This window comes from Ottowia sp. (assembly GCF_035444425.1).
Taxonomy (GTDB): domain Bacteria; phylum Pseudomonadota; class Gammaproteobacteria; order Burkholderiales; family Burkholderiaceae_C; genus Ottowia.
On sequence record NZ_DAOMOQ010000002.1, the window covers coordinates 18876 to 42743 of the forward strand.

Consider the following 23868-nt stretch of genomic DNA (forward strand, 5'->3'; position numbering starts at 1 on the left):
AACGAGATTTCCTGTACGCATCAAGCAACCCCGGATTTTAGAGGCACGAAGTTGACGGCTTCCAGAATGGTCTGCTGCACGCCCTGGCGCGACTTGTCGATCACGATCAGCGCCTGCTGCCCAGCGGCCAGCGCCACCGGCGCCACGATGCGTCCGCCGTAGGCGAGCTGGTCGATCCAGGCATCGGGCACGGCCTCGCCGCCGGCGGCCGCGATGATGCCGGCGTAGGGCGCGCCCTTGTCGAAGCCCGCCATGCCGTCGCCCAGGATCAGGTGCACGCTGGCGATGCGCAGCGGCCGCAGGTTGGCGCGCGCCTTCTCGTGCAGCTCGCGCAGGCGCTCGATGCTGTAGACCTCGCTGGCCAGTTGGGCCAGCACCACGGCCTGGTAGCCACAGCCGGTGCCGATGTCGAGCACGCGCCCCAGCCGGCCGTCCGGCCCGCGCAGGCCGCCCTGCAGCAGCAGCTCGACCATGCGCGCGACCACGCTGGGCTTGGAGATGGTCTGGCCCAGGCCGATCGGCAGCGCCGTGTCTTCATAGGCCTGCGGCACCAGCGCGCTGTCGACGAAGCGGTGCCGATCCACCGCGCCCATGGCGCGCAGCACCTGCGGTTCGCTGATGCCGTCAGCGGCCAGCAACTGCACCATGCGGGCGCGCGCCGGAATGGCATCGCGCACCGGTGGCAAGCCGGGCCCGGTGACGCCTGGCACGGTCGGCAGGTCGGCACTGCTCGGGCGGCGCGCCAGCTGCGGACGCGCGACGGCGGGCCTGGAGCCGCCGAGGTCGATGCGCGCCGGAAACCCTGGGCGCTGCGGCGGCGCTGCCATCAGTCGGGCGCTCCGCCCAGCATGTGCTTCAGGCCCTGGGCCCAGAAGGCCAGCGCGTCGTGGTCGGTCAGGTCGACCTTCAGCGGCGTGATCGCGATGTGACCGTCGGCCGTGGCGTGGAAGTCGCTGCCTTCGCCGGCATCGGCCACTGCGCCGGCACCGCCGATCCAGTACATGGTGTCGCCGCGCGGGCTTTGCATGGTGATGACCTTCTCGGCCGAATGCCGGCGACCGAGCCGGCACACCTTGGGTGGCTTGATCTGCTCCAGCGGCAGCGTCGGGATGTTCACGTTCAGCAGCCACGGCGCACCACCTTCGGCCTGGTGCGCGCCGATGCGCTGCACCAGTTCGGCCGCCTTGGCGGCGGCGGCATCGATGTGGGCCCAGCCCTTCTGGATCTGCGAAAACGCGATCGCCGGGATGCCGAACAGATAACCCTCCATCGCCGCGCCCACGGTGCCCGAATAAATGGTGTCGTCGCCCATGTTGGCGCCGTTGTTGATGCCCGAGACCACCAGGTCGGGCCGGTAGCCCAGCAGGCCGGTCAGCGCGATGTGCACGCAGTCGGCCGGCGTGCCGTTGACGTAGCGAAAACCGTTGGCCGCCTGGTACACGTACAGCGGCGCATTCAGCGTCAGCGCGTTGGACTTGGCGCTGTTGTTGTGCTCGGGCGCCACCACCTCGACCTGCACGCCGGGCAGGGCCTGCAGCGCCTCGTGGAGGGCCACGATCCCGGTGGCCTGGTAGCCGTCGTCGTTGCTGAGCAGGATCTTCATCATGAGGGGAAGGCGGATGCAACCGATTGTAGGCTTGCGCTCCGCGCCGGCTGCCGCGTGGGGGCTGGGCGTCGCCCCTGGGACAGGCGCGCTTTCGCCGACGCTTCTATGATCGCCCAGCCCACCCCTTGTACACCGCATAGGAGATCCCTGAATGCACGCCTGGCTCTGCGAAAACCCGATCGGCGTCGACGCGCTCACCTGGAAGGAATTGCCGACGCCGCAGCCGGGCAAGGGCCAGGTGCTGGTTCGCATCCAGGCCGCCAGCCTGAACTTTCCCGACCTGCTGATCGTGCAGAACAAGTACCAGCTGAAGCCGGAACTGCCGTTCGTGCCCGGCGCCGAGTACGCCGGTGTCATCGAGGCGGTCGGCGAAGGTGTCACCGGCCTGCAGGTCGGCCAGGCGGTGGCCTGCCTGGCGGGCACCGGCGGCTTCGGTACCCACACGCTGGCACCAGCCCGGCAATGCCTGCCACTGCCGCCGGGTTTCGACCCGGTTCATGCCGCCGCCTTCACCATGATCTACGGCACCAGTCACCACGCGCTGCTGGACCGTGGCCAGCTCAAGCCCGGCGAGACAGTGCTCGTGCTGGGCGCCGCCGGCGGCGTCGGCATGTCGGCGATCCAGATTGCCAAGCTGGCCGGCGCCCGGGTGATTGCCGCCGCATCGACCGACGAGAAGTGCGATTTCTGCCGGCAACTGGGCGCTGACGAGACCATCAACTACAGCACGCAGGATCTGCGCGAACGGCTGAAGGAACTGACCGGCGGCAAGGGCCCCGACGTGATCTACGACCCGGTCGGCGGTGAGTACACCGAACCGGCGCTGCGCTCGCTGGCCTGGCGTGGCCGGCACCTGGTGATCGGCTTCACGGCCGGCGAGATCCCTGCCATCCGCATCAACCTGCCGCTGGTCAAGGGCACCAGCATCGTCGGCGTGTTCTGGGGCGAGTTCGCCCGCCGCGAGCCACAGGCCAATGCAGCCATGCTGCAGGAGCTGGTGGGCTGGTACATGCAGGGCAAGCTCAAGCCGGCCATCGACACCACCATGCCGATGAGCGAGCTGAAAGCCGCCTACGCGCGCATGGCGTCGCGCCAGGTCAAGGGCAAGCTGGTGCTGGTCAATTCCTGACGGCTGCTTTTCTGTCAGCGCGGCAGCAACCGCCATCAAGCGCTTCGCCGACCGCGCGAACACTTCTTCGCGGCAACCGCCGCCCCCATGGGTTCGGCTGGATCAGCGTGGCCGCTCGCGCCGTTCCCGCGCGCGCCGCTGTTGACGCGATTCCCTGGCGCGTGCGGCAGCCTGCTCCTTGGCGCGGCGCCGTTCGCGCCAGCCGCGCGAAAAATGGCGCCCAAGCAGGAAGCTGCCGACACCGCACAGCACGAACAGGAAGATACCAAGCACGGATGCGTCAAGTCCCCGCATGGCCCTACTCCACCCGCACGATGCCGGTGGGCTTGAAGCCCAGGTCGGCCACCCGGCCCTTGCGCGCACGCGCGGCGCGGGCATTGTTCAGGCTGCGGATCTCGAGCTGCTCCTCGCGCGCCCTGCCGCCGCGACCGATACCGGAAATGCGCACGCTGCGGGTATAGGCCGCTGCACCGGCCAGCGTGTCCTTGGCGTCGAGATCGATCAGGGTCAGGCCGCGGCCGCCTTTTTCCATCAGCTTCAACTCGCCGATCTCGAAGGTCAGGATACGGCCGCCGGTGGACGCGCAGGCGACGTGCGTGGCGGGCGCGACCGCCGCAGCATCGGCTGAAGCGGCGGACGGCGCATCCTGCCCCGTGGCCACCAGCGACGGCCGGCAGACCTGCTCGCCCTTGCCGACGCTGATGAAGGCCTTGCCGCCGCGCTGGCGCGAAAGCATGTGCTCAACGCGCGCCAGGAAACCATAACCACCCGAGCCCGACAACAGCAGGCTCGCCTGCTCCGGACCGGCGAAATAGTGCAGCGGCTGGGTGCCGGCTTCCAGCTCGATCAGGGTGGTGATCGGCTGGCCATCGCCGCGTGCACCAGGCAGGTTGGCCACCGCGACCGAGTACACGCGGCCGTTGCTGCCGAACACCAGTAGTTGATCGACCGTGCGACATTCAAAGGTGCCGTACAGGCCGTCACCGGCCTTGAAGGCGAAGCCGGCGGCGTCGTGGCCGTGGCCATGGCGCGCACGCACCCAACCCTTCTCGCTCACCACCACGGTGACCGGCTCATCCACCACCTTGACTTCGGCCACGGCCTTCTTCTCGGCCTGGATCAGCGTGCGGCGTTCATCGGCGAACTGTTTCGCGTCGGCCTCGATTTCCTTGATCATCAGGCGCCGCAGCGTGGCCGGGCTGCCCAGGATGTCTTCCAGACTGCCCTGCTGCTCGCGCAGCTCCTTCAGTTCCTGCTCGATCCGAATCGCCTCCAGCCGCGCCAGCTGGCGCAGGCGGATGTCGAGGATGTCGTCGGCCTGCCGCTCCGACAGATTGAAGCGCGCGATCAGCGCCGCCTTGGGCTCGTCGCTGCCCCGGATGATGGCGATCACCTCGTCGATGTTCAGCAGCACCAGCTGCCGGCCTTCGAGGATGTGGATGCGGTCCAGCACCTTTTGCAGCCGGTGCTGGCTGCGGCGCGTGATGGTCTGCTGCCGGAACTCGATCCATTCCACCAGCATCTGCCGCAGCGACTTCTGCACCGGCCGGCCGTCGAGGCCGACGCTGGTCAGGTTGATCGGCGCCGAGGTTTCCAGGCTGGTGTGCGCGAGCAAGGTGTTGATCAGCTCGTCCTGCCCGATGCTGCGGCTCTTGGGCTCGAACACCAGGCGCACCGGCGCGTCCTTGCTGGACTCGTCGCGCACCTCGTCCAGCACCGCCAGCACGGTGGCCTTGAGCTGGCCCTGCTCCTGGGTAATGGTCTTCTTGCCGGCCCTGACCTTGGGGTTGGTCAGCTCCTCGATCTGCTCGAGCACCTTCTGCGACGAGGTTCCGGGCGGCAGCTCGGTCACCACCAGCTGCCACTGGCCGCGCGCCAGATCCTCGATCTTCCAGCGCGCGCGCACCTTCAGGCTGCCACGTCCGCTGCGGTAGGCGTCATGGATGTCTTCGGCCGGGCTGATGATCTGGCCGCCGCCGGGGTAGTCGGGGCCGGGCAGCAGCGCGAACAGCTCGTCGTCACCCAGCCGGGGCGACTTGAGCAGCACCACGCAGGCGTCGGCCACCTCGCGCAGGTTGTGGCTGGGAATCTCGGTCGCCAGACCGACCGCGATGCCGCTGGCCCCGTTCAGCAGCGCGAACGGCAGGCGCGCCGGCAACTGGCGCGGCTCCTCCGTGGAGCCGTCGTAGTTCGGCGTGAAGTCGACCGTGCCTTCATCGATCTCGTCCAGCAGCAGGCGGGTGATGCGCGCCAGCCGCGCCTCGGTGTAGCGCATGGCGGCGGCGCCGTCGCCGTCACGGCTGCCGAAGTTTCCCTGGCCGTCGATCAGCGGGTAGCGCTGGCTGAAGTCCTGCGCCATGCGCACCAGCGCGTCGTAGGCGGCGCTGTCGCCGTGCGGGTGGAAGCGCCCCAGCACGTCGCCCACCACGCGCGCCGACTTGACGGGCTTGGCCGGCGTGTTGCCGGCGGGCCCGCTCCAGCCCAGGCCCATGCGCTCCATGGCGTAGAGGATGCGGCGCTGCACCGGTTTCTGGCCGTCGGCGACGTCGGGCAGGGCGCGCCCCTTGACCACCGAGAGCGCGTATTCGAGGTAGGCCCGCTGGGCGTAGGTGGCCAGCGCCAGGTCGTCGTCCGACCCGCCACCGTCCCCGGTCAGGTCGAGGACCGCTTGATCAGTCATGGAAGAAAAACAAGAAGAATGGCAATCAGCCGCCGCTCGCGGTGCCGTCAATGCGCACGTCCGCACCCAGCCGGGGCACGGTGAACAGCACCGGCGTCAGCACGCCGGCAGCCGCATCGGCCACCGGGCCGGCGGAACTCGGCGCAGCGGCCTCCAGCGTCTTGCCGGCACTCGGCAATTCGACCCGCACGCGCCCGCCTACGCGGCCCACAGCCTTGGCGATCGGCTGGGCCGCCATGGCACGGGCATCGGCGACCACGGCCTGCTCGGGCTTGAACACGCTGTACAGGCCCATCACGGTCTTCACATAACCCTGGGTTTCCTTGTATCTCGGGATCTTGTTGCCGGCGCGCTGCACGGCGCCCTCGCCGGCGTTGTAGGCGGCCACCGCAAGCTCCAGCTCGCCCTTGAACAGCTTGATCAGGTAGGCCAGGTAGCGCGCGCCGGCATGGATGTTGGTCTGCGGGTCGGTCAGCTTCTCCTCGACCGAGCGCACCGGCAGCGGGTTGCCCTTGCGGTCCTTGCGGCCTTCCTTGTCGGCCACCACGCCGTACTGCTCGGCCGTGGGTGGCATCAGCTGCATCAGGCCGACCGCGCCCTTGGGCGACACGGCCTCGGGGTTGAAGCCCGATTCGGCCGCGATCACCGCCTTGAGCAGCTCGTAATCGACCTGGTGGGTCTTGGCGGCCGCGCGCATGTGCTTTTGCACCGCCTGGTAGCCCTTGGACCTGTCGATGTTGGCAAACTGCTTGGGCACCACGAAGGCCGGCTCGCCGCTCTTGCCGCTGGCCTTCAGGCCCAGGCGTTCGTCTTTCGCGACCGGCGCCAGCGCGGCGGCATCGCCGGCCAGGTTGAGCCGGGCGACGTCGGCGCCCTTGTAGTACAGCGTGTAGCGCTCATCCACCTGGGTGGCGGCGAAATGCGTGATGCCCTGCGCATCGACGTAGGCCCACAGGTCGGCCTGCGCCGGCAGGTGCGGCAAGGCCAGCGCCAGTGCCAGTGCCGGCCAGCGCAGGCGCGCGGAAAGTCCCTTGAATACGGATGCAGCAGACATGTAGACAGGTCAAACGTCGATTTCCACGGCATCGCCGTGCAGTTCCATGAGCTCGCGTCGCGCTGCGGCTTCGCCCCTGCCCATGAGCTTGGTCATCTCCGCCGCCGTCTGCGAGAAATCGAACGGCCCCAACTGCACGGGCAACAGGCGGCGGGTGTCGGGATTGAGCGTCGTTTCCCACAATTGTTCCGCGCTCATCTCACCCAGACCCTTGAAGCGCGAAATAGTCCATTTTCCTTCAGAAACGCCGTCCTTGCGCAGCTTGTCCAGAATGACGGTCAATTCCCCTTCGTCCAGTGCGTACATTTTGGCGGCCGGCTTCTTGCCGCGCGCCGGCGCGTCGACCCGGAACAGCGGCGGGCGCGCCACGTACACATGGCCGGCCTCGATCAGGCGCGGGAAATGGCGGAAGAACAGGGTCAGCAGCAGCACCTGGATGTGCGAGCCGTCGACGTCGGCATCCGACAGGATGCAGATCTTGCCGTAGCGCAGGTTTGACAGGTCGGCCGCATCGTTCGGACCGTGCGGATCGACGCCGATGGCGACCGAGATGTCGTGGATCTCGGTGTTGGCGAACAGGCGGTCGCGCTCGACTTCCCAGGTGTTGAGCACCTTGCCGCGCAGCGGCAGCACGGCCTGGGTTTCCTTGTCGCGCCCCATCTTGGCGCTGCCGCCGGCCGAATCACCCTCGACCAGGAACACCTCGTTGTCGGCGATGTCGCGGCTCTCGCAATCGGTGAGCTTGCCGGGCAGCACGGCCACGCCGGTGCCCTTGCGCTTTTCCACCTTCTGGCCGGCGCGCTGGCGCGTCTGCGCCGCCTTGATGGCCAACTCGGCCAGCCGCTTGCCGTAGTCGACGTTGGCGTTGAGCCACAACTCCAGCGCCGGGCGCACGAAGTGCGACACCAAGCGCACGGCGTCGCGCGAATTCAGCCGCTCCTTGATCTGGCCTTGGAACTGCGGGTCCAGCACCTTGGCCGACAGCACGTAGCTGGCGCGCGCGAACACGTCCTCGGGCATCAGCTTGACGCCCTTCGGCAGCAGCGCGTGCAACTCGATGAAGCTCTTGACGGCCTGGAACAGGCCATCACGCAGGCCGCTGTCGTGCGTGCCTCCGGCGGTGGTCGGGATCAGGTTGACGTAGCTCTCGCGCACCGGATGGCCTTCCTCGGTGAAGGCCACCGCCCACTCGGCGCCCTCGCCCTCGGCGAAGCTGTCGGAATCCGCGCCAGCGTAGCCCGCGCCCTCGAACAGCGGGATCACGGCATCGGCCGGCAGCGTCTGCTCTAGGTAGTCGCGCAGGCCGCCCTTGTACTGCCAGCTCTGCGTGTCCTTCTTCTTCTCGTCGATCAGCTGCACCGTGACGCCGGGCATCAGCACCGCCTTGCTGCGCAGCAGGTGCACCAGCTCGCCCATGGGCAGCTGCGTCGATTCGAAGTACTTCGGATCCGGCCAGACCCGCACCGTCGTGCCTTGCCGGCGATCACCCTGCACCTGCTTGCGCAGATGCAGCTTCTGCACCACGTCGCCGCCCTCGAAGGCGATGGTGGCGACCATGCCTTCGCGGTGGCTGGCCACTTCCATGCGCTTGCCGAGCGCGTTGGTCACCGACACGCCGACGCCATGCAGGCCACCCGAGAAGTTGTAGGCGCCGCCGTGCCCCTTATCGAACTTGCCGCCGGTGTGCAGGCGCGAAAACACCAGTTCCAGCACCGGCGCCTTCTCGTCGGGGTGCAGGCCGTAGGGAATACCGCGGCCATCGTCCTCGACGCTGACCGAGGCGTCGGCATGCAGGGTGATCCGGATCTTCCTGCCGAAGCCGGCCAGCGCCTCGTCGGCCGAGTTGTCGATCACTTCCTGGATCACGTGCAGCGGGTTGTCGGTGCGCGTGTACATGCCGGGCCGCTGCTTGACCGGCTCCAAGCCTTTGAGCACCCGGATCGAACGCTCGGAATAGCCGCTGTCGGCCATGGTGGATTTCGTTGCCATAACCCTTGATTTTAGGCTTTCCCCCATCCGAAAGCTGGATGAAATCACAGGCCAACCCTCGCCGACCCGGCAAGCGCCACCAAGCCATTCACACGCCGCCCCTATGATGCGCGCCATGCGCACAGCCACGGAAGACCAGCCCCCGCAACCCTCGCCCTGGGTCTGGCGCTGGACACCGCTGGTGCCCCCCGGCGCCAGCGTGCTCGATGTCGCCTGCGGCCGGGGCCGGCACATGCGCTGGTTCAGCCAGCGCGGCTTTGTCGTCACCGGCGTCGACCGAGATCCGCAGGCGCTGGCCGCCGCACGCGCCTGGGGCGAAGTGATCGAGGCCGACATCGAGAACGGGCCCTGGCCACTGGCCGGTCGACGCTTCGGCGTCGTCGTCGTCACCAACTACCTGTGGCGGCCGCTGCTGCCCGCCGTCCTGGCCAGCGTGGCCGAGGGCGGCGTGCTGATCTACGAGACCTTCGCCGCCGGCAACGAGACCGTCGGCCGGCCCGCGCGACCCGACTTCCTACTGCGCACCGGCGAACTGCTGACCGTGTGCACCGGCCCCGAGTGGCGCGTGGTGGCCTTCGAGGACGGATACCTGGCGCAGCCCGAACGCTTCGTGCAGCGCATCGCCGCGGTGCGCCTCGGGTCGTCGGCGCCAACCGCTCCGGAACGTTATCCGCTGTGACGGCTCCAAGCACGGTTGCCGCCTCGCCAGGGCCGGGTCGGCACACTAAAATGAGTGTTTACCGTTTCTCACCACGGAAGTCATGACACCGATTACCGGCAGCATCGTCGCCCTCGCCACCCCCATGCTGGAAGACGGCAGCGTCGACTACCCCACGCTGCGCAAACTGATCGACTGGCACATCGCCGAGGGCACGGACTGCATCTGCGTGGTCGGCACCACCGGCGAGTCCCCCACGGTGGACGTCGAGGAGCATCAGGAAATCATCCGCGTCGCCGTCGAGCAGGCCGCCAAGCGCGTGCCGGTCATGGCCGGCTGCGGCGCCAACTCGACCGCCGAGGCGATCGAGCTGGCGCGCTACGCCAGCAAGGTCGGCGCCGACCTGCAGCTGCAGGTGGTGCCCTACTACAACAAGCCCGCGCAGGAAGGCCTGTACCAGCACTTCAAGGCCATCGCCGAGGCGGTGCCCAACCTGCCCATGGTGCTGTACAACGTACCCGGCCGCACCGTCGCCGACATGCAGCACGACACCGTGCTGCGCCTGGCGCGGGTGCCCGGCATCGTCGGCATCAAGGAAGCCACCGCCAACATCGAACGCGCGCAGTGGCTGATCCGCGAAGTGCCGAAGGACTTTGCCATCTACTCCGGCGACGACGGCACCGCCGTGGCCCTGATGCTGTGCGGCGGCCAGGGCAACATCAGCGTCACCGCCAACATCGCGCCGCGCCTGATGCACGAGTTGTGCGCGGCCGCCGTCGCCGGCGACCGCGACACCGCGATGCAGATCCAGTTCAAGCTGATGCCGGTGCACAAGCAGCTGTTCGTCGAAGCCAACCCGATCCCGGTCAAGTGGGCCATGGCCCGCCTGGGTCTGTGCGGCGGCACCCTGCGCCTGCCGATGACGCCGCTGGCCAAGGCCAACGAGCCGGTGGTGGAGCAGGCCTTGCGTGACAGCGGCCTGCTGTGAGCGTCCATGCCGCCGGCATGGCCAGGCGCCGTGCCCGTCCGACCCGTTTCTGAAGGAATGACCAAGGTGAAGTCGATCCCAAGCTTTCGCATGACCCTGCTCGGCGCCGCCGCGCTGCTGGCACTGGCCGGCTGTTCGGTGCTCGAGCCCGACAAGATCGACTACAAGAGCTCCGGCCGCGGTGTGTCGCTGGAAGTGCCGCCCGACCTGACGCAACTGCCCGGCCAGTCGCGCTACGCCGTCACCGGCGGCAGCGTCACCGCGAGCGGCTACCAGGCCGGGCAGGCCGCCACCGTGGCGGCCGGCGCACCGACGGCCGTCAACACCATCGCGGACGTGCACTTCATGCGCGAGGCCGGCGAGCGCTGGCTGCGCGTGGACCGCCCGGCCGACAAGCTGTGGGGCCCGGTGCGTGATTTCTGGATCGAGAACGGCTTCCTGATGGCGGTCGACCAGGCCAACATGGGGTTGATGGAAACCGACTGGGCCGAGAACCGCGCCAAGATCCCGCAGGACTTCATCCGCAACACGCTCGGCAAGATCTTCGATTCGCTGTATTCCACCGGCGAACGCGACAAGTTCCGCACCCGGCTGGAGCGCAATGCCGCCGGCGGCACCGACATCTTCATCACCCACCGCGGCATGGAGGAGGTGTACTCATCGGCGCGCCGTGACAGCACGATGTGGCAGCCGCGCGCACGCGACCCGGATCTGGAGGCCGAGTTCCTGCGCCGCCTGATGGTGGCGCTCGGCGTCTCGCAAGAGCAGTCCAAGGCCATGCTGGCGGCCGCCGCGGGTGGCAGCCAGCCGGCCGCGGCCCAGGCCCGTGCCGTTGCGCTGCCCGGCGGCGTGCCGGCGGTGCAGTTGGGCGACGATTTCGACCGCGCCTGGCGCCGCGTCGGCCTGGCGCTCGACCGCACCGGCTTCACCGTCGAGGACCGCGACCGCAGCAAGGGTGTCTACTTCGTCCGCTACGTCGATCCGACGCTCGAGAAAAGGGAGCCGGGCTTCTTCGGCAAGCTGTTCGGACGCGGCAGCCAGCAGCTGCCGACCAGCCAGTACCAGATCGCGGTGCGCGGCGAGGGCCAGGGCAGCATCGTCACCGTGACGGATGGCCGCGGCGGCGCGGCGCCTGCCGCCGACGCGCAGCGCATCGTCCAGGTGCTGGCCGACGAGTTGCGCTAAAGCCGCCATGCTGCGGTTTCGCAGCCTGGCCAGCGGCAGCTCGGGCAACGCCACCCTGGTCGAGGCCTTCGACGGCCTACACCACACGCGCGTGCTGATCGACTGCGGCCTGGGCGGTCGCCAGCTCGATGAGCGGCTAGCGCGCGCCGGCGTATCGCCGTCCGAGCTGGACGGCATCTTCATCACCCATGAGCACGGCGACCACGTCGGCTGCGCCGTCAAGGTCGCGGCGCGCTTCGGCATCCCTTTGTGCCTGAGCGCCGGGACGCTGGCGGCGCTGTCGCTCACCGCCCTGCCACCGCTCACGCTGCACCTGGCCAGCGATGGGCAGACGCTGGAAATCCGTGGCCTGCAGATCACCCCGTTCACGGTTCCGCACGATGCGCGTGAACCGCTGCAGCTGCGCTGCAGCGACGGCGACCGCGTGCTCGGCATCCTTACCGATGCCGGCCATGTGACCCCGCATGCGCTCGAAAACCTGGCCGGCGCGCACGCGCTGATGCTGGAAAGCAACCACGACAGCGAGCTGCTGGCGGGCTCGAGCTACCCACCCTTCCTGAAGCGCCGCGTCGCCGGCTCGCACGGTCATCTGAGCAACGTGCAGGCTGCCGCGGCGCTGGCGGCCCTGCACCACGGCGCATTGCGCACCGTGGTTGGCGCCCACCTGAGCGAACGCAACAACCGGCCGGCCCTGGCGCGCGCCGCGCTGGCCGGCGCGCTGGCGTGCGGCATCGACGACATCCTGCTGACCAGCCGAGCCGGCATCGACTGGCTGACGGTCTGAACCTGGCCCGGCCGTCGCCGGCCGCAGCCCGGGCACAAAAAAAGCCACCCGAAGGTGGCCTGCTCATCCGGCCGACCCTGGCATCGCCAGGACGACCGGGTGCCGAATCACTTGGTCGCGTCGGCGGCAGCACCCGCAGCGCTGGCGGCGGCAGCGGCGGCGGTGGCGGCAGCGTCGGCGGCGGCCGCAGCGGCCGAGTCGGCGGCTGCGCCCACGGCGGCACCGGCGGCAGAGGCGGCCTCGGTGGCGGCTTCCTTCACCGCGGTACCGGCATCGGCAGCAGCCTGGCCGGCAGCCGTCGTGGCGGCGCCAGCAGCGGCGGCAGCGTTGGCGGCGGCGGCAGCGGCGCTATCGGCGGCCGATGCGGCGCTGTCGGCAGCGGAGGCGGCCGCCTCGGCGGCAGGCGCCGGGGCCGGCGCGGGTGCCGGCTCTTCCTTCTTGCCGCAGGCGGTCAGGGCGGCGGCGGCAATCAGGGCAGCAAGCAAATGCGTCTTGTTCATTTCAGTGATCCTTGTGGGAGAAATAGAGCGTGTTTCCGGAAAGCATCGGGAGCCCATGCGATGGTGCTCCCGACTGAGAGAAAGCACTCGAACTCTTTCCGCTCAACGGAAAATTATAGCGGCGGGCCCTGCAATCCCAACAAACCCTGATGCATCGGCGCCACAACGGCGCACTATGTCACAGGCCGGACCGGCAGTGTGGGTTCAGGCGCCCCGTTCGTTGGGTTCGGGCAACACCACGGGTTCATCGCGCAGCCAGCCGGCCTGCCGCCACTGGCCCAGCAGCGCGCGCGCGTCGGAGCCCAGGCGACCGAGCTCCGTCGCAGACAGCCGGCGCGTGTCGGCCAGGCGCTGCATCAGGCGCGCATCACGGCCGCTGGCGCGGTAGCCCTCGCCGTTGATGAACACGTGCAGACCGTCGTACATCATGCGGGTACGACGATCCAGCACCACGCCGACGCCATCGTCGGGTGTGTCGCCGCGCACCGCGTCAGCCCGCTCGAACCAGACATTCGGCTTGGGTTCGGTCAGGGCCTCACCGAGCAGCAGCGCCAGCAGGTCTGGATCCCGCAGCATGCGCTCGAGCCCGTCCCGCGCGAACTCGAACATGGCGCCGGGAATGCGTCCCGGGTGGTCGACCGCGGGCTGCTTCGGGTCGCGGTAGGCGAGATCGCCCAGCATCTCGGGCGCCTCATCGGCCAGGCGCTGCAGCAGTTCCTGCGTCAGTTCGCCGCGCGCCGGTTGGCGAAAACCGATCGAGTAGGTCATGCACTCGCCGACGGCCACGCCATCGTGCGCCCAGCGCAGCGGCAGGTACAGCATGTCGCCGGGTTCCAACACGACTTCCTGCTCCGGCTCGAAGTCGGCCAGGATCTTCAGCGGCAGGCCCTCCACCAGCGCCAGGTTCTTCTGCCGCCCGATACGCCAGCGGCGCCGGCCCTGCGCCTGCAGCAGGAACACGTCGTAGCTGTCGAAGTGCGGGCCGACGCCGCCGCCGTCGCTGGCGTAGCTGATCATCACGTCGTCCAGCCGCGCATCGGGCACGAAGCGGAACTGCTGCATCAGCGCATGCACGCGGGCGTGGTGCAGGTCCACGCCCTGCACCAGCAGCGTCCATTCCGGCTGTGCCAGCGGCGGCAGCGCGCGGCGCTCGAACGGGCCGTGGCGCAGCCGCCAGCCGCCCGGCCCGCTGCTGACCAGGCGCGACTCCACGTCTTCCCCGCTGGCCAACGCGAACAGCGCCGAGCGCGACAGCAGCGGTTCGAAGTGGGGAAGAGCCTGACGCACCAGCAGCGGCTTCTTCTGCCAGTGGCGCCGCATGAATTGGGCCGGGCTCAACCCGGCCAGCAGTTGCAGGGGCTGGTCGATATCCATGGCGCGAGCATACGGGAGCGCCAGGGCAGCGCCCTTGCGATGCGACAATCGCCGCATGGAAATCAGCTCACCCTGCGTGGTCGCACTGACCTGGACACTCAAGGACAGCCTGGGCGACACGCTCGATGAGCTGGATGAACCGGTCGAGTTCCTGGTCGGCGGCGACGATCTGCTGCCGGCGATCGAGCGGGCCCTGCAGGGTCACGAGGCCGGCGCCGTGCTGCACCTCAACCTGGAGCCCGAGGACGCCTTCGGCGACTTCGACGAGCAGCTGGTGTTCCTGGCGCCTCGTCAGGCACTGCCCGAGCATCTGGAAGAAGGCATGCTGATCGAGGCCGCCTCGCTGCCCGCGGGTGCCGTGGAAGGCGTCGCGCCGGATCTGGTGCTGACGATCACCGAGATCTATCCCGAGCACGTGGTGCTGGACGCCAACCACCCGCTGGCCGGCATCGCGCTGCGCCTGCAGCTGAAGGTGGTGCGGGTGCGCGAGGCCGAGGTGGACGAGGTCGGTCGCGGCAGTGCCGGCACCGGCTTCTTCCGGCTGCAACCCGTGGCGCCGGGCAGCGACCAAGTGCACTGAGGCCACATCCAAGAAACAAGAACGGCGCCCTCGGACGCCGTTTCTGTTGGGCAACGCGGAGTATCAGCGGTACAGCTGGTCGCCGTCGGCACGCACGCGGTCGCCGATCTGCACATTGGGCGCCTGCGCGTAGTCGAAGCTGCGCACGCTGCCGTTGTCGAACTGCACCGTGACGCGGTAGTGGTCAACCTGGTTGCGGTTCATGTTCTGCTCTAGCGCCCGGCCGATCAGCGCGCCGCCGACCACGCCCGCCACCGTCGCCGCGGTGCGGCCGGTGCCGCCACCGATCTGGCTGCCCGCCAGGCCACCGACCGCGCCGCCGACCACCGCGCCGGCAATGCCTTGCGATTGACCACCGCGCACATACTCCACGTTGGTGACGCGGCCGTAGTTGGCGTACGCCGGATTGGTCGGGTACGTGGTGGGGTAGCTGGTCGGGTAGGTGCTGCCGACCGGTTGCTGACCCGGCACCGCACAGGCGGCCAGGGCCACCGTGGCCGCGGCGACGGCAAGCGAAGAAAGCAGACGTTGGGGGGTTCGCATATTGATTCTCCTAAGACGGCGCCTCGAGCCGGCACCTTGAGCATTTAACGCCTCAGACCCCGATTGAACCGACAGGCGCGAGGTAAAGACAGCCCACATGAACGCTTCAGGCTGTAAGCCGGCGGCCGCCGCGCCTGTCGGAGCCAGCCTACGCATCCCCCAGCGGTCAGCCGCGCCCGGTCGATCCGTAACCACCGTCACCGCGCACGCTGGCCGGAAACTCGTCGACCAGATTGAAGCTGGCCTGCACCACCGGCACGATCACCAGCTGGGCGATGCGCTCCATCGGCTCGATGGTGAAGGCCTGGTCGCTGCGGTTCCAGGCGCTGACCATCAACTGGCCCTGGTAATCGCTGTCGATCAGGCCGACCAGGTTGCCCAGCACGATGCCGTGCTTGTGACCCAGGCCCGAGCGCGGCAGGATCAGCGCCGCGTAGCCGGGATCGGCCAGGTGGATCGCCATGCCGGTCGGCACCAGCTGCCAGGCGTTGGGTGCGAGCGTGAGCGGCGCATCGAGGCAGGCGCGCAGATCCAACCCCGCGCTGCCCGGCGTGGCGTAGGCCGGCATCTGGGCGCGCAGACGTTCATCGAGGACCTTGACGTCGAGCTTCATGCGTCCAGGCCCGACACGCGGCGCGCGATCTCGGCCACCAGCTGCTGCGCCAGCACGCGCTTGCTGGCCTGCGGCAACTCCATCACGCCTTCGTCGTCGACCAGCAGCAAGGCGTTGTCGTCCCTGCCGAAGGTGGCCGGACCGATATTGGCGACCAACAGCGGCACGCCCTTGCGCACGCGCTTGGCCTGCGCGTTGGCCTTCAGGTTCTCGCTCTCGGCAGCGAAGCCGACGCAGAACAGGTCGCCGGCCTGGGCGCGCGGCGAATGCGCGATCTCGGCCAGGATGTCCGGGTTCTCGACGAAGGCCAGCTGCGGTACCTCGCCCGAACCGTCCTTCTTGATCTTCTGCTCGGCCGCGCTGGCCGGCCGCCAGTCGGCCACCGCCGCGGTGGCGACGAAGATATCGGCGTCCTCGACCTGAGCGATCGCCGCCGCGTGCATGTCGCGCGCCGACTGCACGTCGATGCGCAGCACGCCGCGCGGCGTCGGCAGATGCACCGGGCCGGCCACCAGGGTGACCTCGGCGCCGGCCTCGCGCGCGGCGCGGGCGACGGCAAAGCCCATCTTGCCGCTGGAATGGTTGGTGATGCCGCGCACCGGGTCGATGGCCTCAAAGGTCGGCCCGGCGGTGATCACCACGCGCTGGCCCAGCAGCGGCTTGGGCGCCAGGAAGGCGATCAGCTCCTCGACCAGTTCGCCCGCCTCCAGCATGCGCCCGTCGCCGAACTCGCCGCAGGCCTGGTCGCCGTGCGCCACGCCCAGCAGGTGGGCGCCGTCGTTGATCACCTGCTGCAGGTTGCGCTGCGTGGCGGGATGCGCCCACATCTCGCGGTTCATGGCCGGGCCCAGCAGCAACGGCACGCGGGCGATCGGGCGCGCCAGGCACAGCAGCGCCAGCAACTCGCCAGCCCGGCCCTGCGCCAACTGGGCGATGAAGTCGGCGCTGGCCGGCGCCACCACGATGGCGTCGGCCTCGCGGCTCAGGTTGATGTGGGCCATGTTGTTGTCCGGCCGCGCGTCCCACTGCGACACGTAGACCGGCCGCCCCGACAGCGCCTGCATCGCCACCGGCGTGATGAACTGGCAGGCGGCCTCGGTCATCACCACCTGCACCGTGGCGCCGGACTTGACCAGCAGCCGGCAGAATTCCGCCGCCTTGAAGCAGGCGGCGCCGCCCGACAGGCCGAGCACGACATGGCGGCCGGCAAGCTCGCCGGCGAACTGGTTGGCATTCATGCCGGCAATGTAGCAAATGGCGGGCACATCGGACCCGGGCTCCTATAATCGGCATTTCCCACCGAGCGAAGGCATGCACCTTCGTCCCTGACATGACCAAATTCGTCTTCGTCACCGGCGGTGTGGTGTCTTCCCTGGGCAAGGGAATCGCCTCGGCCTCGCTGGCTGCGATCCTGGAATCGCGCGGCCTCAAAGTCACCCTGGTCAAGCTGGATCCGTACCTGAACGTCGACCCGGGCACCATGAGCCCGTTCCAGCACGGCGAGGTGTTCGTCACCGACGACGGCGCCGAAACCGACCTCGACCTCGGCCACTACGAGCGCTTCATCACCACCCGCATGAAGCGGGCCAACAACTTCACCACCGGCCAGATCTACAAGAGCGTGCTCGAGAAGGAGCGCCGCGGCGACTACCTCGGCAAGACGGTGCAGGTGATCCCGCACGTCACCAACGAGATCCAGGACTTCATCCGGCGTGGCGCCGGTGTCGGCAGTGCCAGCGCAGTCGACGTGGCGATCGTCGAGGTCGGCGGCACGGTGGGCGATATCGAGTCGCTGCCCTTCCTGGAGGCGGTGCGCCAGCTCAGCCTGAAGCTGGGTGCCAATCAGAGCGCCTTCGTGCACCTGACCTACCTGCCCTGGATCGCCGCCGCCGGCGAGCTCAAGACCAAGCCGACCCAGCACACGGTGCAGAAGCTGCGCGAGATCGGCATCCAGCCTGATGCCCTGCTGTGCCGCGCCGACCGCACCATTCCGCAGGAGGAGCGCGAGAAGATCAGCCTGTTCACCAATGTGCAGCCCTGGGGCGTGATCAGCATGCCCGACGTCGACAGCATCTACAAGGTGCCGCGCCTGCTGCACGAGCAGGGCCTGGACGGGCTGATCTGCGACAAGCTGCGCCTGAACACGCCGCCGGCCAACCTGAAGCGCTGGGATGCGCTGGTGCAGGAAGTCGACAACCCGCAGCACGAGGTGACGATCGCCATGGTCGGCAAGTACGTCGACCTGTCGGACAGCTACAAGTCGGTCAACGAGGCGCTGCGCCACGCCGGCATCCACAACCACACGCGCGTGGTGATCGAGCACATCGACTCGGAAACCATCGCGCCGGCCTCGGCAGCGCAACTGGCCAAGTACGACGCCATCCTGGTGCCGGGCGGCTTCGGTTCGCGCGGAGTGGAAGGCAAGATCACCGCCGCACGCTACGCACGCGAGCAGAAGGTGCCCTACCTGGGCATCTGCATGGGCATGCAGGTGGCGACGATCGAGTACGCACGCCACGTGGCTGGCCTGGAAGGCGCCAACAGCACCGAGTTCGACCGCGACTGCGCGCACCCGGTGATCGCGCTGATCACCGAATGGAAGGACGCCGACGGCAACATCCAGCAGCGCGACGAGCAGTCCGAACTGGGCGGCACCATGCGCTTGGGCGCGCAGAGCTCCGACGTTTTGCCCGGCACGCTTGCGCACGCGATCTACGGCGACGTGGTGACCGAGCGCCATCGGCATCGCTACGAGGCCAACGTCAACTACCTCGAGCGCCTGCGCGAGGCCGGGCTCGTGATTTCCGCCCTGACGCAGCGCGAGCACCTGACCGAGATCGTCGAGCTGCCGCCGAGCGTGCACCCCTGGTACCTCGGCGTGCAGTTCCACCCCGAATTCAAGAGCACGCCCTGGGACGGGCACCCGCTGTTCAACGACTTCATCAAGGCCGCGCTGGCGCACCAGGCCGCGCGTGCCGGCACAGACGGCGCCAAGATCCTGAAGGCAGTCAAATGAGGCTGTGCGGGTTCGAGGTCGGGCTGGATCAACCGTTCTTTCTCATTGCTGGACCTTGCGTGGTCGAATCCGAGGCCTTGCAGCTGGACGTGGCCGGCCGGCTGAAAGAAATCACGGCCGGCCTCGGCATCCCGTTCATCTTCAAGAGCAGCTACGACAAGGCCAACCGCTCGTCGGGCGCCAGCTTTCGCGGTCCCGGCATGGACCAAGGCCTGCAGATCCTGGCCAAGGTGAAGCGGGAGATCGGCGTGCCGGTGCTGACCGACGTCCACACCGAGGCCGAGATCCCAGCCGTGGCGCAGGTGGTCGACGTGCTGCAGACCCCTGCCTTCCTGTGCCGGCAGACCGACTTCATCCGCGCCGTGGCGCAATCGGGCAAGCCGGTCAACATCAAGAAGGGCCAGTTTCTCAGCCCCCACGACATGAAGAACGTGATCGACAAGGCGCGCGCCGCGGCAGCCGAGAAGGGCCTGCCGACCGATCACTTCATGGCCTGCGAGCGCGGCGCCAGCTTCGGCTACAACAACCTGGTCAGCGACATGCGCAGCCTGGCGATCATGCGCGAGACCGGCGCGCCAGTGGTGTTCGACGCCACCCACTCGGTGCAGCTGCCGGGCGGGCAGGGCACCAGCAGCGGCGGCCAGCGCGAGATGGTGCCGGTGCTGGCGCGCGCCGCCGTCGCCGTCGGCGTGGCCGGCCTGTTCATGGAAACCCATCCCGATCCGGCGCGGGCGCTGAGCGACGGGCCCAACGCGGTACCGCTGCAGCACATGCCCGAGCTGCTGGAAACCCTGCTGGAAATCGACCGCGTCGCCAAGCGCTCCGCCGCCGCCCAAGGCTGGCTGGAACAGCGCATCCAGCACCCTTGATTCCGCCATCCGCTGCGCTCGACCTGTTTCACGCAACCCCATCAATCGCTCACCCATGCCCAGCGCCTACCTGATCGCCGACGCCGACATCACCGATCCCGAGCAATACGCCGAGTACCGCAAGCTGTCGACCGCTGCCATGCAGGCGCACCAGGCCGAAGTCTGCGTGCGTGGCGAGGAGATCGAGGTGCTGGAGGGTGACTGGAATCCGCGCCGCGTCGTGATACTGAAATTCCCCAGCATGGACGCGGCACGGGCATTCTGGAACTCGCCCGAGTACGCACTGGCCAGGCAGGCACGCGAAGGCGCCGCCCACATGCGTATCGTGCTGGCCAAGGGCACATGAGCCCAGGCTTATGAGCCGGATAAGTGTGTGCAGCTACAGTTTGACGCGCGACCGCTGCCAAACCCCATTCATCACCGATCAAGAGGAGAACAGACCCCATGAGTGCCATCGTTGACATCGTCGGCCGCGAAATACTGGACAGCCGCGGCAACCCCACCGTCGAGTGCGACGTGCTGCTGGAGTCCGGCGTGATGGGCCGCGCCGCCGTTCCGAGCGGCGCCTCGACCGGCTCGCGCGAAGCGATCGAGCTGCGCGACGGCGACAAGAAGCGCTACCTCGGCAAGGGCGTGCTGAAGGCGGTCGAGCACATCAACACCGAGATTTCCGAGGCCGTGCTGGGCCTGGACGCCAGCGAGCAGGCCTTCCTCGACAAGACCCTGATCGACCTCGACGGCACCGACAACAAGTCACGCCTGGGCGCCAACGCCATGCTGGCGGTATCGATGGCGGTAGCACGCGCGGCTGCCGAGGAATCCGGCCTGCCGCTGTACCGCTACTTCGGCGGTATGAACGGCTGCCAGCTGCCGGTGCCGATGATGAACGTCATCAACGGCGGCGCGCACGCCAACAACAACCTGGATCTGCAGGAGTTCATGATCATCCCGATCGGTGCGCCGTCGTTCCGCGAGGCACTGCGTCAGGGCACCGAGGTGTTCCACGCGCTGAAGAAGATCATCCATGACAAGGGGATGAGCGTGGCCGTCGGTGACGAAGGCGGCTTCGCGCCCAACGTCGAGAACCACGAGGCCGCCATCCAGCTGATCCTGCAGGCGATCCAGGATGCCGGCTACACCGCCGGCCAGGACATCGTGCTGGGCCTGGATTGTGCGTCGAGCGAGTTCCACAAGGACGGCGAGTATGTGCTCGAAGGCGAAGGCGGCGTGCGCCTCTCGGCCGAGCAGTGGGTCGACATGCTGGCCACCTGGGTCGACAAGTACCCCATCATCAGCATCGAGGACGGCATGGCCGAGGGCGACTGGGACGGTTGGAAGCTGCTGACCGAAAAGCTCGGCGACAAGGTGCAACTGGTGGGTGATGACCTGTTCGTCACCAACACCAAGATCCTGAAGGAAGGCATCGACAAGGGCATCGGCAACTCGATCCTGATCAAGATCAACCAGATCGGCACGCTGACCGAGACCTTCCAGGCCATCGAGATGGCCAAGCGCGCCGGCTACACCGCCGTCATCAGCCACCGTTCGGGCGAGACCGAGGACTCGACCATCGCCGACATCGCCGTCGGCACCAACGCCGGGCAGATCAAGACCGGCTCGCTCAGCCGTTCCGACCGCATGGCCAAGTACAACCAGCTGCTGCGCATCGAGGAAGACCTGGGCGACATGGCCGAGTACCCGGGTCGCACGGCGTTCTACAACCTGCGCTGAGTTTCTACTAAACTCATAGCAGTTCCACCAAAGCTCCATCGCGCCAGACATGGTCAACCGCATCGTCCCGTTCGTGCTGGTCATCCTGCTGGTGGTGATCCAGGCACAGATGTGGTTCGGCCGCGGCAGCCTGCCCAACGTGACGGCCCTGGAGCGCAAGGTGGAGGCGCAGCACGCCGCCAACGCCAAGGCCCGGCTGGTCAACGACCAGCTGGCCTCGGAGGTGGAAGATCTGCGCGCCGGGCTCGGCATGGTCGAGGAGAAGGCGCGTATGGAACTCGGCATGGTCAGGCCGAACGAGATCTTCGTGCAGGTGAATCCTAGGTAATGAGGCGCATCCCCCTGAGCGGCTGACGCCGCTTCCGCCTTCTCTGTTCGGGAAGGGGGACAACGCCAGCGGCCGGCACAGGTCCGTCCGCGGCGTTCGCTGGAATGGCCTGCTCTGCGGCCATCGGATCCGGCTATTTACTCTGCGCCGACTTGTTCTTTTCAGTAGTCAGGCTGCCAGTCGACGGTGATCTGCCTGCCTTCCAGGTCGACCTCGTCGACGTAGGCGTCGACAAAGGGGATCAGGCGCTCCTGCGGCTTGCCGTCCGCCTGATAGCCGATCACCAGCACCTGCTGCGGACCGGTCGACATCAGGTCGCTCACCTGGCCTAGCGCCACGCCCTCGCGGTTGACCACCGCCAGGCCGATCAAGTCGACCCAGTAGTATTCACCCTCGGCCAGGGTCGGGAAGGACGAACGCGGAATGAAGATGCGCGCGCCCTTCAGGCTGGCGGCGGCATCGCGGTCGTCGATGTCGTGTGCGCTCGCCACCAGCGCATCGGCGTGCGCGCGTGCCTGCCTGATCCTGAGGCACACCGGGCTCTCGAACGCCGCCTTGGCGCCGCGCTCGGGCGGCGCCAGATACCAGCGCCTGGAAGAAAAAAGCGCCTCGGGCGAGGCGCTGTAGGGCTGGATCTTGAACCAGCCCTTGATGCCCCAGGCGTCCAGGATGCGGCCGACCTCGACCGCGTCCGCCGGCAGCTCGGCCGGCTCCAGGCCCGGGAGCATGGATTGATCAGGCTGCGGCGGGTGCCGCCTTGGCGGCCTGCTTGACCAGACGCTGCACCGTGGGCGAGGGCTGGGCGCCGACGCCGATCCAGTGGTTCAGGCGGTCCTGGGCGATGCGCAGGCCTTCTTCGCCATCGGTGGCGCTCGGGTTGTAGAAACCGATGCGCTCGATGAAGCGGCCGTCGCGGCGCACGCGCTTGTCGGCGACGACGATGTTGAAGAAGGGGCGTGCCTTGGCGCCGCCGCGGGCGAGACGAATGACGATCATGGTGTGGTGAAATCCCGTGGGTGGTGGCTCGGTGCCGCGCAGACCGGTCAAGAACACGAATACGCGGGCGCCGGGTTCTTCCGATGTTGAGACACGCGACATGGCCACCCGGCCAGCGACACATCGAAAAGCCTATGATTATAGCTGTCGGCTGTCCGGATGGCTGGTCGGCGCGCCAGGTGGCGCCGATGTTCCGTCACGCCGCTGTTGTTTTTCCGCTGTTTGCGTGGCCCACGAAGCCGCGCGCCGCTTCATGACCCTGATTCGCCCCAGCCGCGCGGACGACGTCCCCGCCATCACCGCCATCTACGCCCACCATGTGCTGCATGGCACCGGCACATTCGAGACCGAACCGCCTTCGGCCGCCGACATGGCCGCACGGCGCGGCGAGGTGCTGGCTCGCCGGCTGCCCTGGCTGGTAGCCGAGGACGCCGGCGGCGTGCTCGGCTTCGCCTACTGCAACTGGTTCAAGCCCCGCGCCGCCTACCGTTTCTCGGCCGAGGATTTGGTCTACCTGCATCCGGCGGCGCAGCGGCGTGGCCTGGGCCGCGTGCTGCTGGCGGAACTGGCGCACCAGGCCGAAGGCACCGGCGTGCGCAAGCTGATCGCGGTCATCGGCGATTCGGCCAATACCGGTTCGATCGCGCTGCACCGCGCGCTCGGCTTCGCACCGGTCGGCACCATCGCCGCCTGCGGCTGGAAGTTCGGCCGCTGGCTCGATATCGTGCTGATGGAGAAAGCGCTCGGTGCCGGCAGCGGCAGCGCACCCAGGGAGGCCACGGCATGAAGCGCGCCAGGAACAAGACCATGGCCACCTGGCTCACCTTCCTCGGCGGCCCGCTCGGCCTGCACCGCTTCTACCTCAAGGGCTTCGGCGACCTGCTGGGCTGGCTGCTACCGATTCCGACCGCGCTGGGCCTGTACGGCATCGAGCGCGTGCAGCAGTTCGGCCAGGACGACCACTGGAGCTGGGTCCTGATCCCGCTGCTGGGCTTCACCATCGCCGCCTGCGCGCTGAACGCCATCATCTACGGCCTGATGACGCCGGAGAAATGGAACGCGCGCTTCAACCCGTCGCTCGACGCCGAGGCCGCACCCGGCCAGACCAGCTGGGTCACGGTGCTGGGCGTCGCCATTGCGCTGCTGGTCGGCGGCGCGGTGCTGGTCGCGTCGATGGTGTTCAGCTTCCAGCGCTACTTCGAGTACCAGATCGAGGAAGCGCGCAAGATCTCGCAGTGACGCCGG

The 23868-nt window shown here is 68.3% G+C and carries 26 protein-coding genes; 13 read left to right on the top strand and 13 right to left on the bottom strand.

The features are described 5' to 3' along the window. Positions 1 to 20 precede the first annotated feature (20 nt). Positions 21 to 827: a protein-L-isoaspartate(D-aspartate) O-methyltransferase gene (locus PK606_RS01090; protein ID WP_324559671.1), complete on the bottom strand. Its 807-nt coding sequence runs from the start codon at positions 825 to 827 to the stop codon at positions 21 to 23. After that, positions 827 to 1603, bottom strand: a complete 777-nt coding sequence (surE, locus tag PK606_RS01095; protein WP_324559939.1) for a 5'/3'-nucleotidase SurE — start codon at positions 1601 to 1603, stop codon at positions 827 to 829. Before surE ends, PK606_RS01090 begins: the two co-directional genes overlap by 1 nt. A gap of 154 nt (positions 1604 to 1757) precedes the next feature. On the opposite strand from surE, the gene PK606_RS01100 reads away from it, so the two are divergent. Next, complete coding sequence (locus tag PK606_RS01100) at positions 1758 to 2735, top strand: NADPH:quinone oxidoreductase family protein (protein WP_324559673.1); 978 nt, start codon at positions 1758 to 1760, stop codon at positions 2733 to 2735. A 102-nt stretch (positions 2736 to 2837) separates the two neighbouring features. Here PK606_RS01100 and PK606_RS01105 read toward each other — a convergent pair whose 3' ends face one another. Genes PK606_RS01105 through PK606_RS01120 form a run of 4 tightly spaced genes read right to left on the bottom strand, consistent with a single transcriptional unit; the run spans position 2838 to position 8485 of the window. Continuing rightward, positions 2838 to 3029 (bottom strand): hypothetical protein, encoded by a 192-nt coding sequence (locus PK606_RS01105; RefSeq protein ID WP_324559675.1) that lies wholly within the window; start codon positions 3027 to 3029, stop codon positions 2838 to 2840. Positions 3030 to 3033: 4 nt separating this feature from the next. Further along, positions 3034 to 5415, bottom strand: a complete 2382-nt coding sequence (gene parC, locus PK606_RS01110; protein WP_324559677.1) for a DNA topoisomerase IV subunit A — start codon at positions 5413 to 5415, stop codon at positions 3034 to 3036. Between the two features lie 25 nt (positions 5416 to 5440). Further along, positions 5441 to 6469 carry a lytic transglycosylase domain-containing protein gene (locus PK606_RS01115; RefSeq protein ID WP_324559679.1) on the bottom strand — a complete coding sequence of 343 codons (1029 nt, stop codon included), beginning with the start codon at positions 6467 to 6469 and terminating at the stop codon, positions 5441 to 5443. 9 nt (positions 6470 to 6478) lie between these two features. Next, positions 6479 to 8485, bottom strand: a complete 2007-nt coding sequence (locus tag PK606_RS01120; RefSeq protein ID WP_502920765.1) for a DNA topoisomerase IV subunit B — start codon at positions 8483 to 8485, stop codon at positions 6479 to 6481. An 88-nt stretch (positions 8486 to 8573) separates the two neighbouring features. Here PK606_RS01120 and PK606_RS01125 point away from each other — a divergent pair, with 88 nt between their 5' ends. The 4 genes from PK606_RS01125 to PK606_RS01140 all read left to right on the top strand — a co-directional run bounded on the left by PK606_RS01125 (position 8574) and on the right by PK606_RS01140 (position 12073). Then, positions 8574 to 9137 (top strand): class I SAM-dependent methyltransferase, encoded by a 564-nt coding sequence (locus PK606_RS01125; RefSeq protein WP_324559683.1) that lies wholly within the window; start codon positions 8574 to 8576, stop codon positions 9135 to 9137. Positions 9138 to 9219: 82 nt separating this feature from the next. After that, on the top strand, positions 9220 to 10104 hold the full coding sequence (dapA, locus tag PK606_RS01130) for a 4-hydroxy-tetrahydrodipicolinate synthase (protein ID WP_324559685.1): 885 nt from the start codon (positions 9220 to 9222) through the stop codon (positions 10102 to 10104). Positions 10105 to 10161: 57 nt separating this feature from the next. Continuing rightward, positions 10162 to 11289, top strand: coding sequence for an NlpB/DapX family lipoprotein (bamC, locus tag PK606_RS01135; protein ID WP_502920766.1), 1128 nt, complete (start codon positions 10162 to 10164; stop codon positions 11287 to 11289). A 7-nt stretch (positions 11290 to 11296) separates the two neighbouring features. Further along, entirely contained in the window at positions 11297 to 12073 is a 777-nt protein-coding gene (locus tag PK606_RS01140; RefSeq protein WP_324559687.1) for an MBL fold metallo-hydrolase, read from the top strand. Positions 12074 to 12180: 107 nt separating this feature from the next. Here PK606_RS01140 and PK606_RS01145 read toward each other — a convergent pair whose 3' ends face one another. Then, complete coding sequence (locus PK606_RS01145) at positions 12181 to 12573, bottom strand: hypothetical protein (RefSeq protein WP_324559689.1); 393 nt, start codon at positions 12571 to 12573, stop codon at positions 12181 to 12183. A 204-nt stretch (positions 12574 to 12777) separates the two neighbouring features. Then, the gene (locus PK606_RS01150; RefSeq protein WP_324559691.1) at positions 12778 to 13947 is read right to left on the bottom strand and encodes a JmjC domain-containing protein; all 1170 of its coding nucleotides are present in this window, start codon (positions 13945 to 13947) and stop codon (positions 12778 to 12780) included. A 55-nt stretch (positions 13948 to 14002) separates the two neighbouring features. On the opposite strand from PK606_RS01150, the gene PK606_RS01155 reads away from it, so the two are divergent. Beyond that, positions 14003 to 14527, top strand: a complete 525-nt coding sequence (locus PK606_RS01155) for an FKBP-type peptidyl-prolyl cis-trans isomerase (protein ID WP_324559693.1) — start codon at positions 14003 to 14005, stop codon at positions 14525 to 14527. A 63-nt stretch (positions 14528 to 14590) separates the two neighbouring features. Here PK606_RS01155 and PK606_RS01160 read toward each other — a convergent pair whose 3' ends face one another. From PK606_RS01160 to coaBC, 3 genes are all read right to left on the bottom strand, one after another. Beyond that, the gene (locus PK606_RS01160; RefSeq protein ID WP_324559695.1) at positions 14591 to 15070 is read right to left on the bottom strand and encodes an outer membrane lipoprotein; all 480 of its coding nucleotides are present in this window, start codon (positions 15068 to 15070) and stop codon (positions 14591 to 14593) included. A 166-nt stretch (positions 15071 to 15236) separates the two neighbouring features. Then, positions 15237 to 15683: a dUTP diphosphatase gene (gene dut / locus PK606_RS01165; protein WP_324559697.1), complete on the bottom strand. Its 447-nt coding sequence runs from the start codon at positions 15681 to 15683 to the stop codon at positions 15237 to 15239. Then, positions 15680 to 16921 carry a bifunctional phosphopantothenoylcysteine decarboxylase/phosphopantothenate--cysteine ligase CoaBC gene (gene coaBC / locus PK606_RS01170; protein ID WP_324559699.1) on the bottom strand — a complete coding sequence of 414 codons (1242 nt, stop codon included), beginning with the start codon at positions 16919 to 16921 and terminating at the stop codon, positions 15680 to 15682. The genes dut and coaBC overlap by 4 nt, the downstream gene beginning before the upstream one ends. 92 nt (positions 16922 to 17013) lie before the next feature. On the opposite strand from coaBC, the gene pyrG reads away from it, so the two are divergent. The 5 genes from pyrG to PK606_RS01195 all read left to right on the top strand — a co-directional run bounded on the left by pyrG (position 17014) and on the right by PK606_RS01195 (position 21627). Further along, a complete protein-coding gene (gene pyrG / locus PK606_RS01175; protein WP_324559701.1) occupies positions 17014 to 18699 on the top strand; it encodes a CTP synthase in 1686 nt (561 codons plus the stop codon). Next, entirely contained in the window at positions 18696 to 19568 is an 873-nt protein-coding gene (kdsA, locus tag PK606_RS01180; protein ID WP_324559704.1) for a 3-deoxy-8-phosphooctulonate synthase, read from the top strand. Before pyrG ends, kdsA begins: the two co-directional genes overlap by 4 nt. Before the next feature lie 55 nt (positions 19569 to 19623). Continuing rightward, positions 19624 to 19914, top strand: coding sequence for a DUF1330 domain-containing protein (locus PK606_RS01185; protein ID WP_324559706.1), 291 nt, complete (start codon positions 19624 to 19626; stop codon positions 19912 to 19914). A 98-nt stretch (positions 19915 to 20012) separates the two neighbouring features. Next, the gene (eno, locus tag PK606_RS01190; RefSeq protein WP_324559708.1) at positions 20013 to 21299 is read left to right on the top strand and encodes a phosphopyruvate hydratase; all 1287 of its coding nucleotides are present in this window, start codon (positions 20013 to 20015) and stop codon (positions 21297 to 21299) included. Positions 21300 to 21348: 49 nt separating this feature from the next. Continuing rightward, entirely contained in the window at positions 21349 to 21627 is a 279-nt protein-coding gene (locus PK606_RS01195; protein WP_324559710.1) for a septum formation initiator family protein, read from the top strand. A gap of 161 nt (positions 21628 to 21788) precedes the next feature. Here the strand turns inward: PK606_RS01195 and rimM are convergent, their stop codons facing one another. Continuing rightward, positions 21789 to 22355, bottom strand: coding sequence for a ribosome maturation factor RimM (gene rimM / locus PK606_RS01200; protein WP_324559712.1), 567 nt, complete (start codon positions 22353 to 22355; stop codon positions 21789 to 21791). Positions 22356 to 22362: 7 nt separating this feature from the next. Continuing rightward, positions 22363 to 22623 carry a 30S ribosomal protein S16 gene (gene rpsP, locus PK606_RS01205; protein ID WP_324559714.1) on the bottom strand — a complete coding sequence of 87 codons (261 nt, stop codon included), beginning with the start codon at positions 22621 to 22623 and terminating at the stop codon, positions 22363 to 22365. A 253-nt stretch (positions 22624 to 22876) separates the two neighbouring features. Between rpsP and PK606_RS01210 the strand changes: the two genes are divergently transcribed. Beyond that, complete coding sequence (locus PK606_RS01210; RefSeq protein ID WP_324559943.1) at positions 22877 to 23410, top strand: GNAT family N-acetyltransferase; 534 nt, start codon at positions 22877 to 22879, stop codon at positions 23408 to 23410. Beyond that, on the top strand, positions 23407 to 23862 hold the full coding sequence (locus PK606_RS01215) for a TM2 domain-containing protein (RefSeq protein WP_324559716.1): 456 nt from the start codon (positions 23407 to 23409) through the stop codon (positions 23860 to 23862). The genes PK606_RS01210 and PK606_RS01215 overlap by 4 nt, the downstream gene beginning before the upstream one ends. The last annotated feature ends 6 nt before the right edge of the window (positions 23863 to 23868 follow it).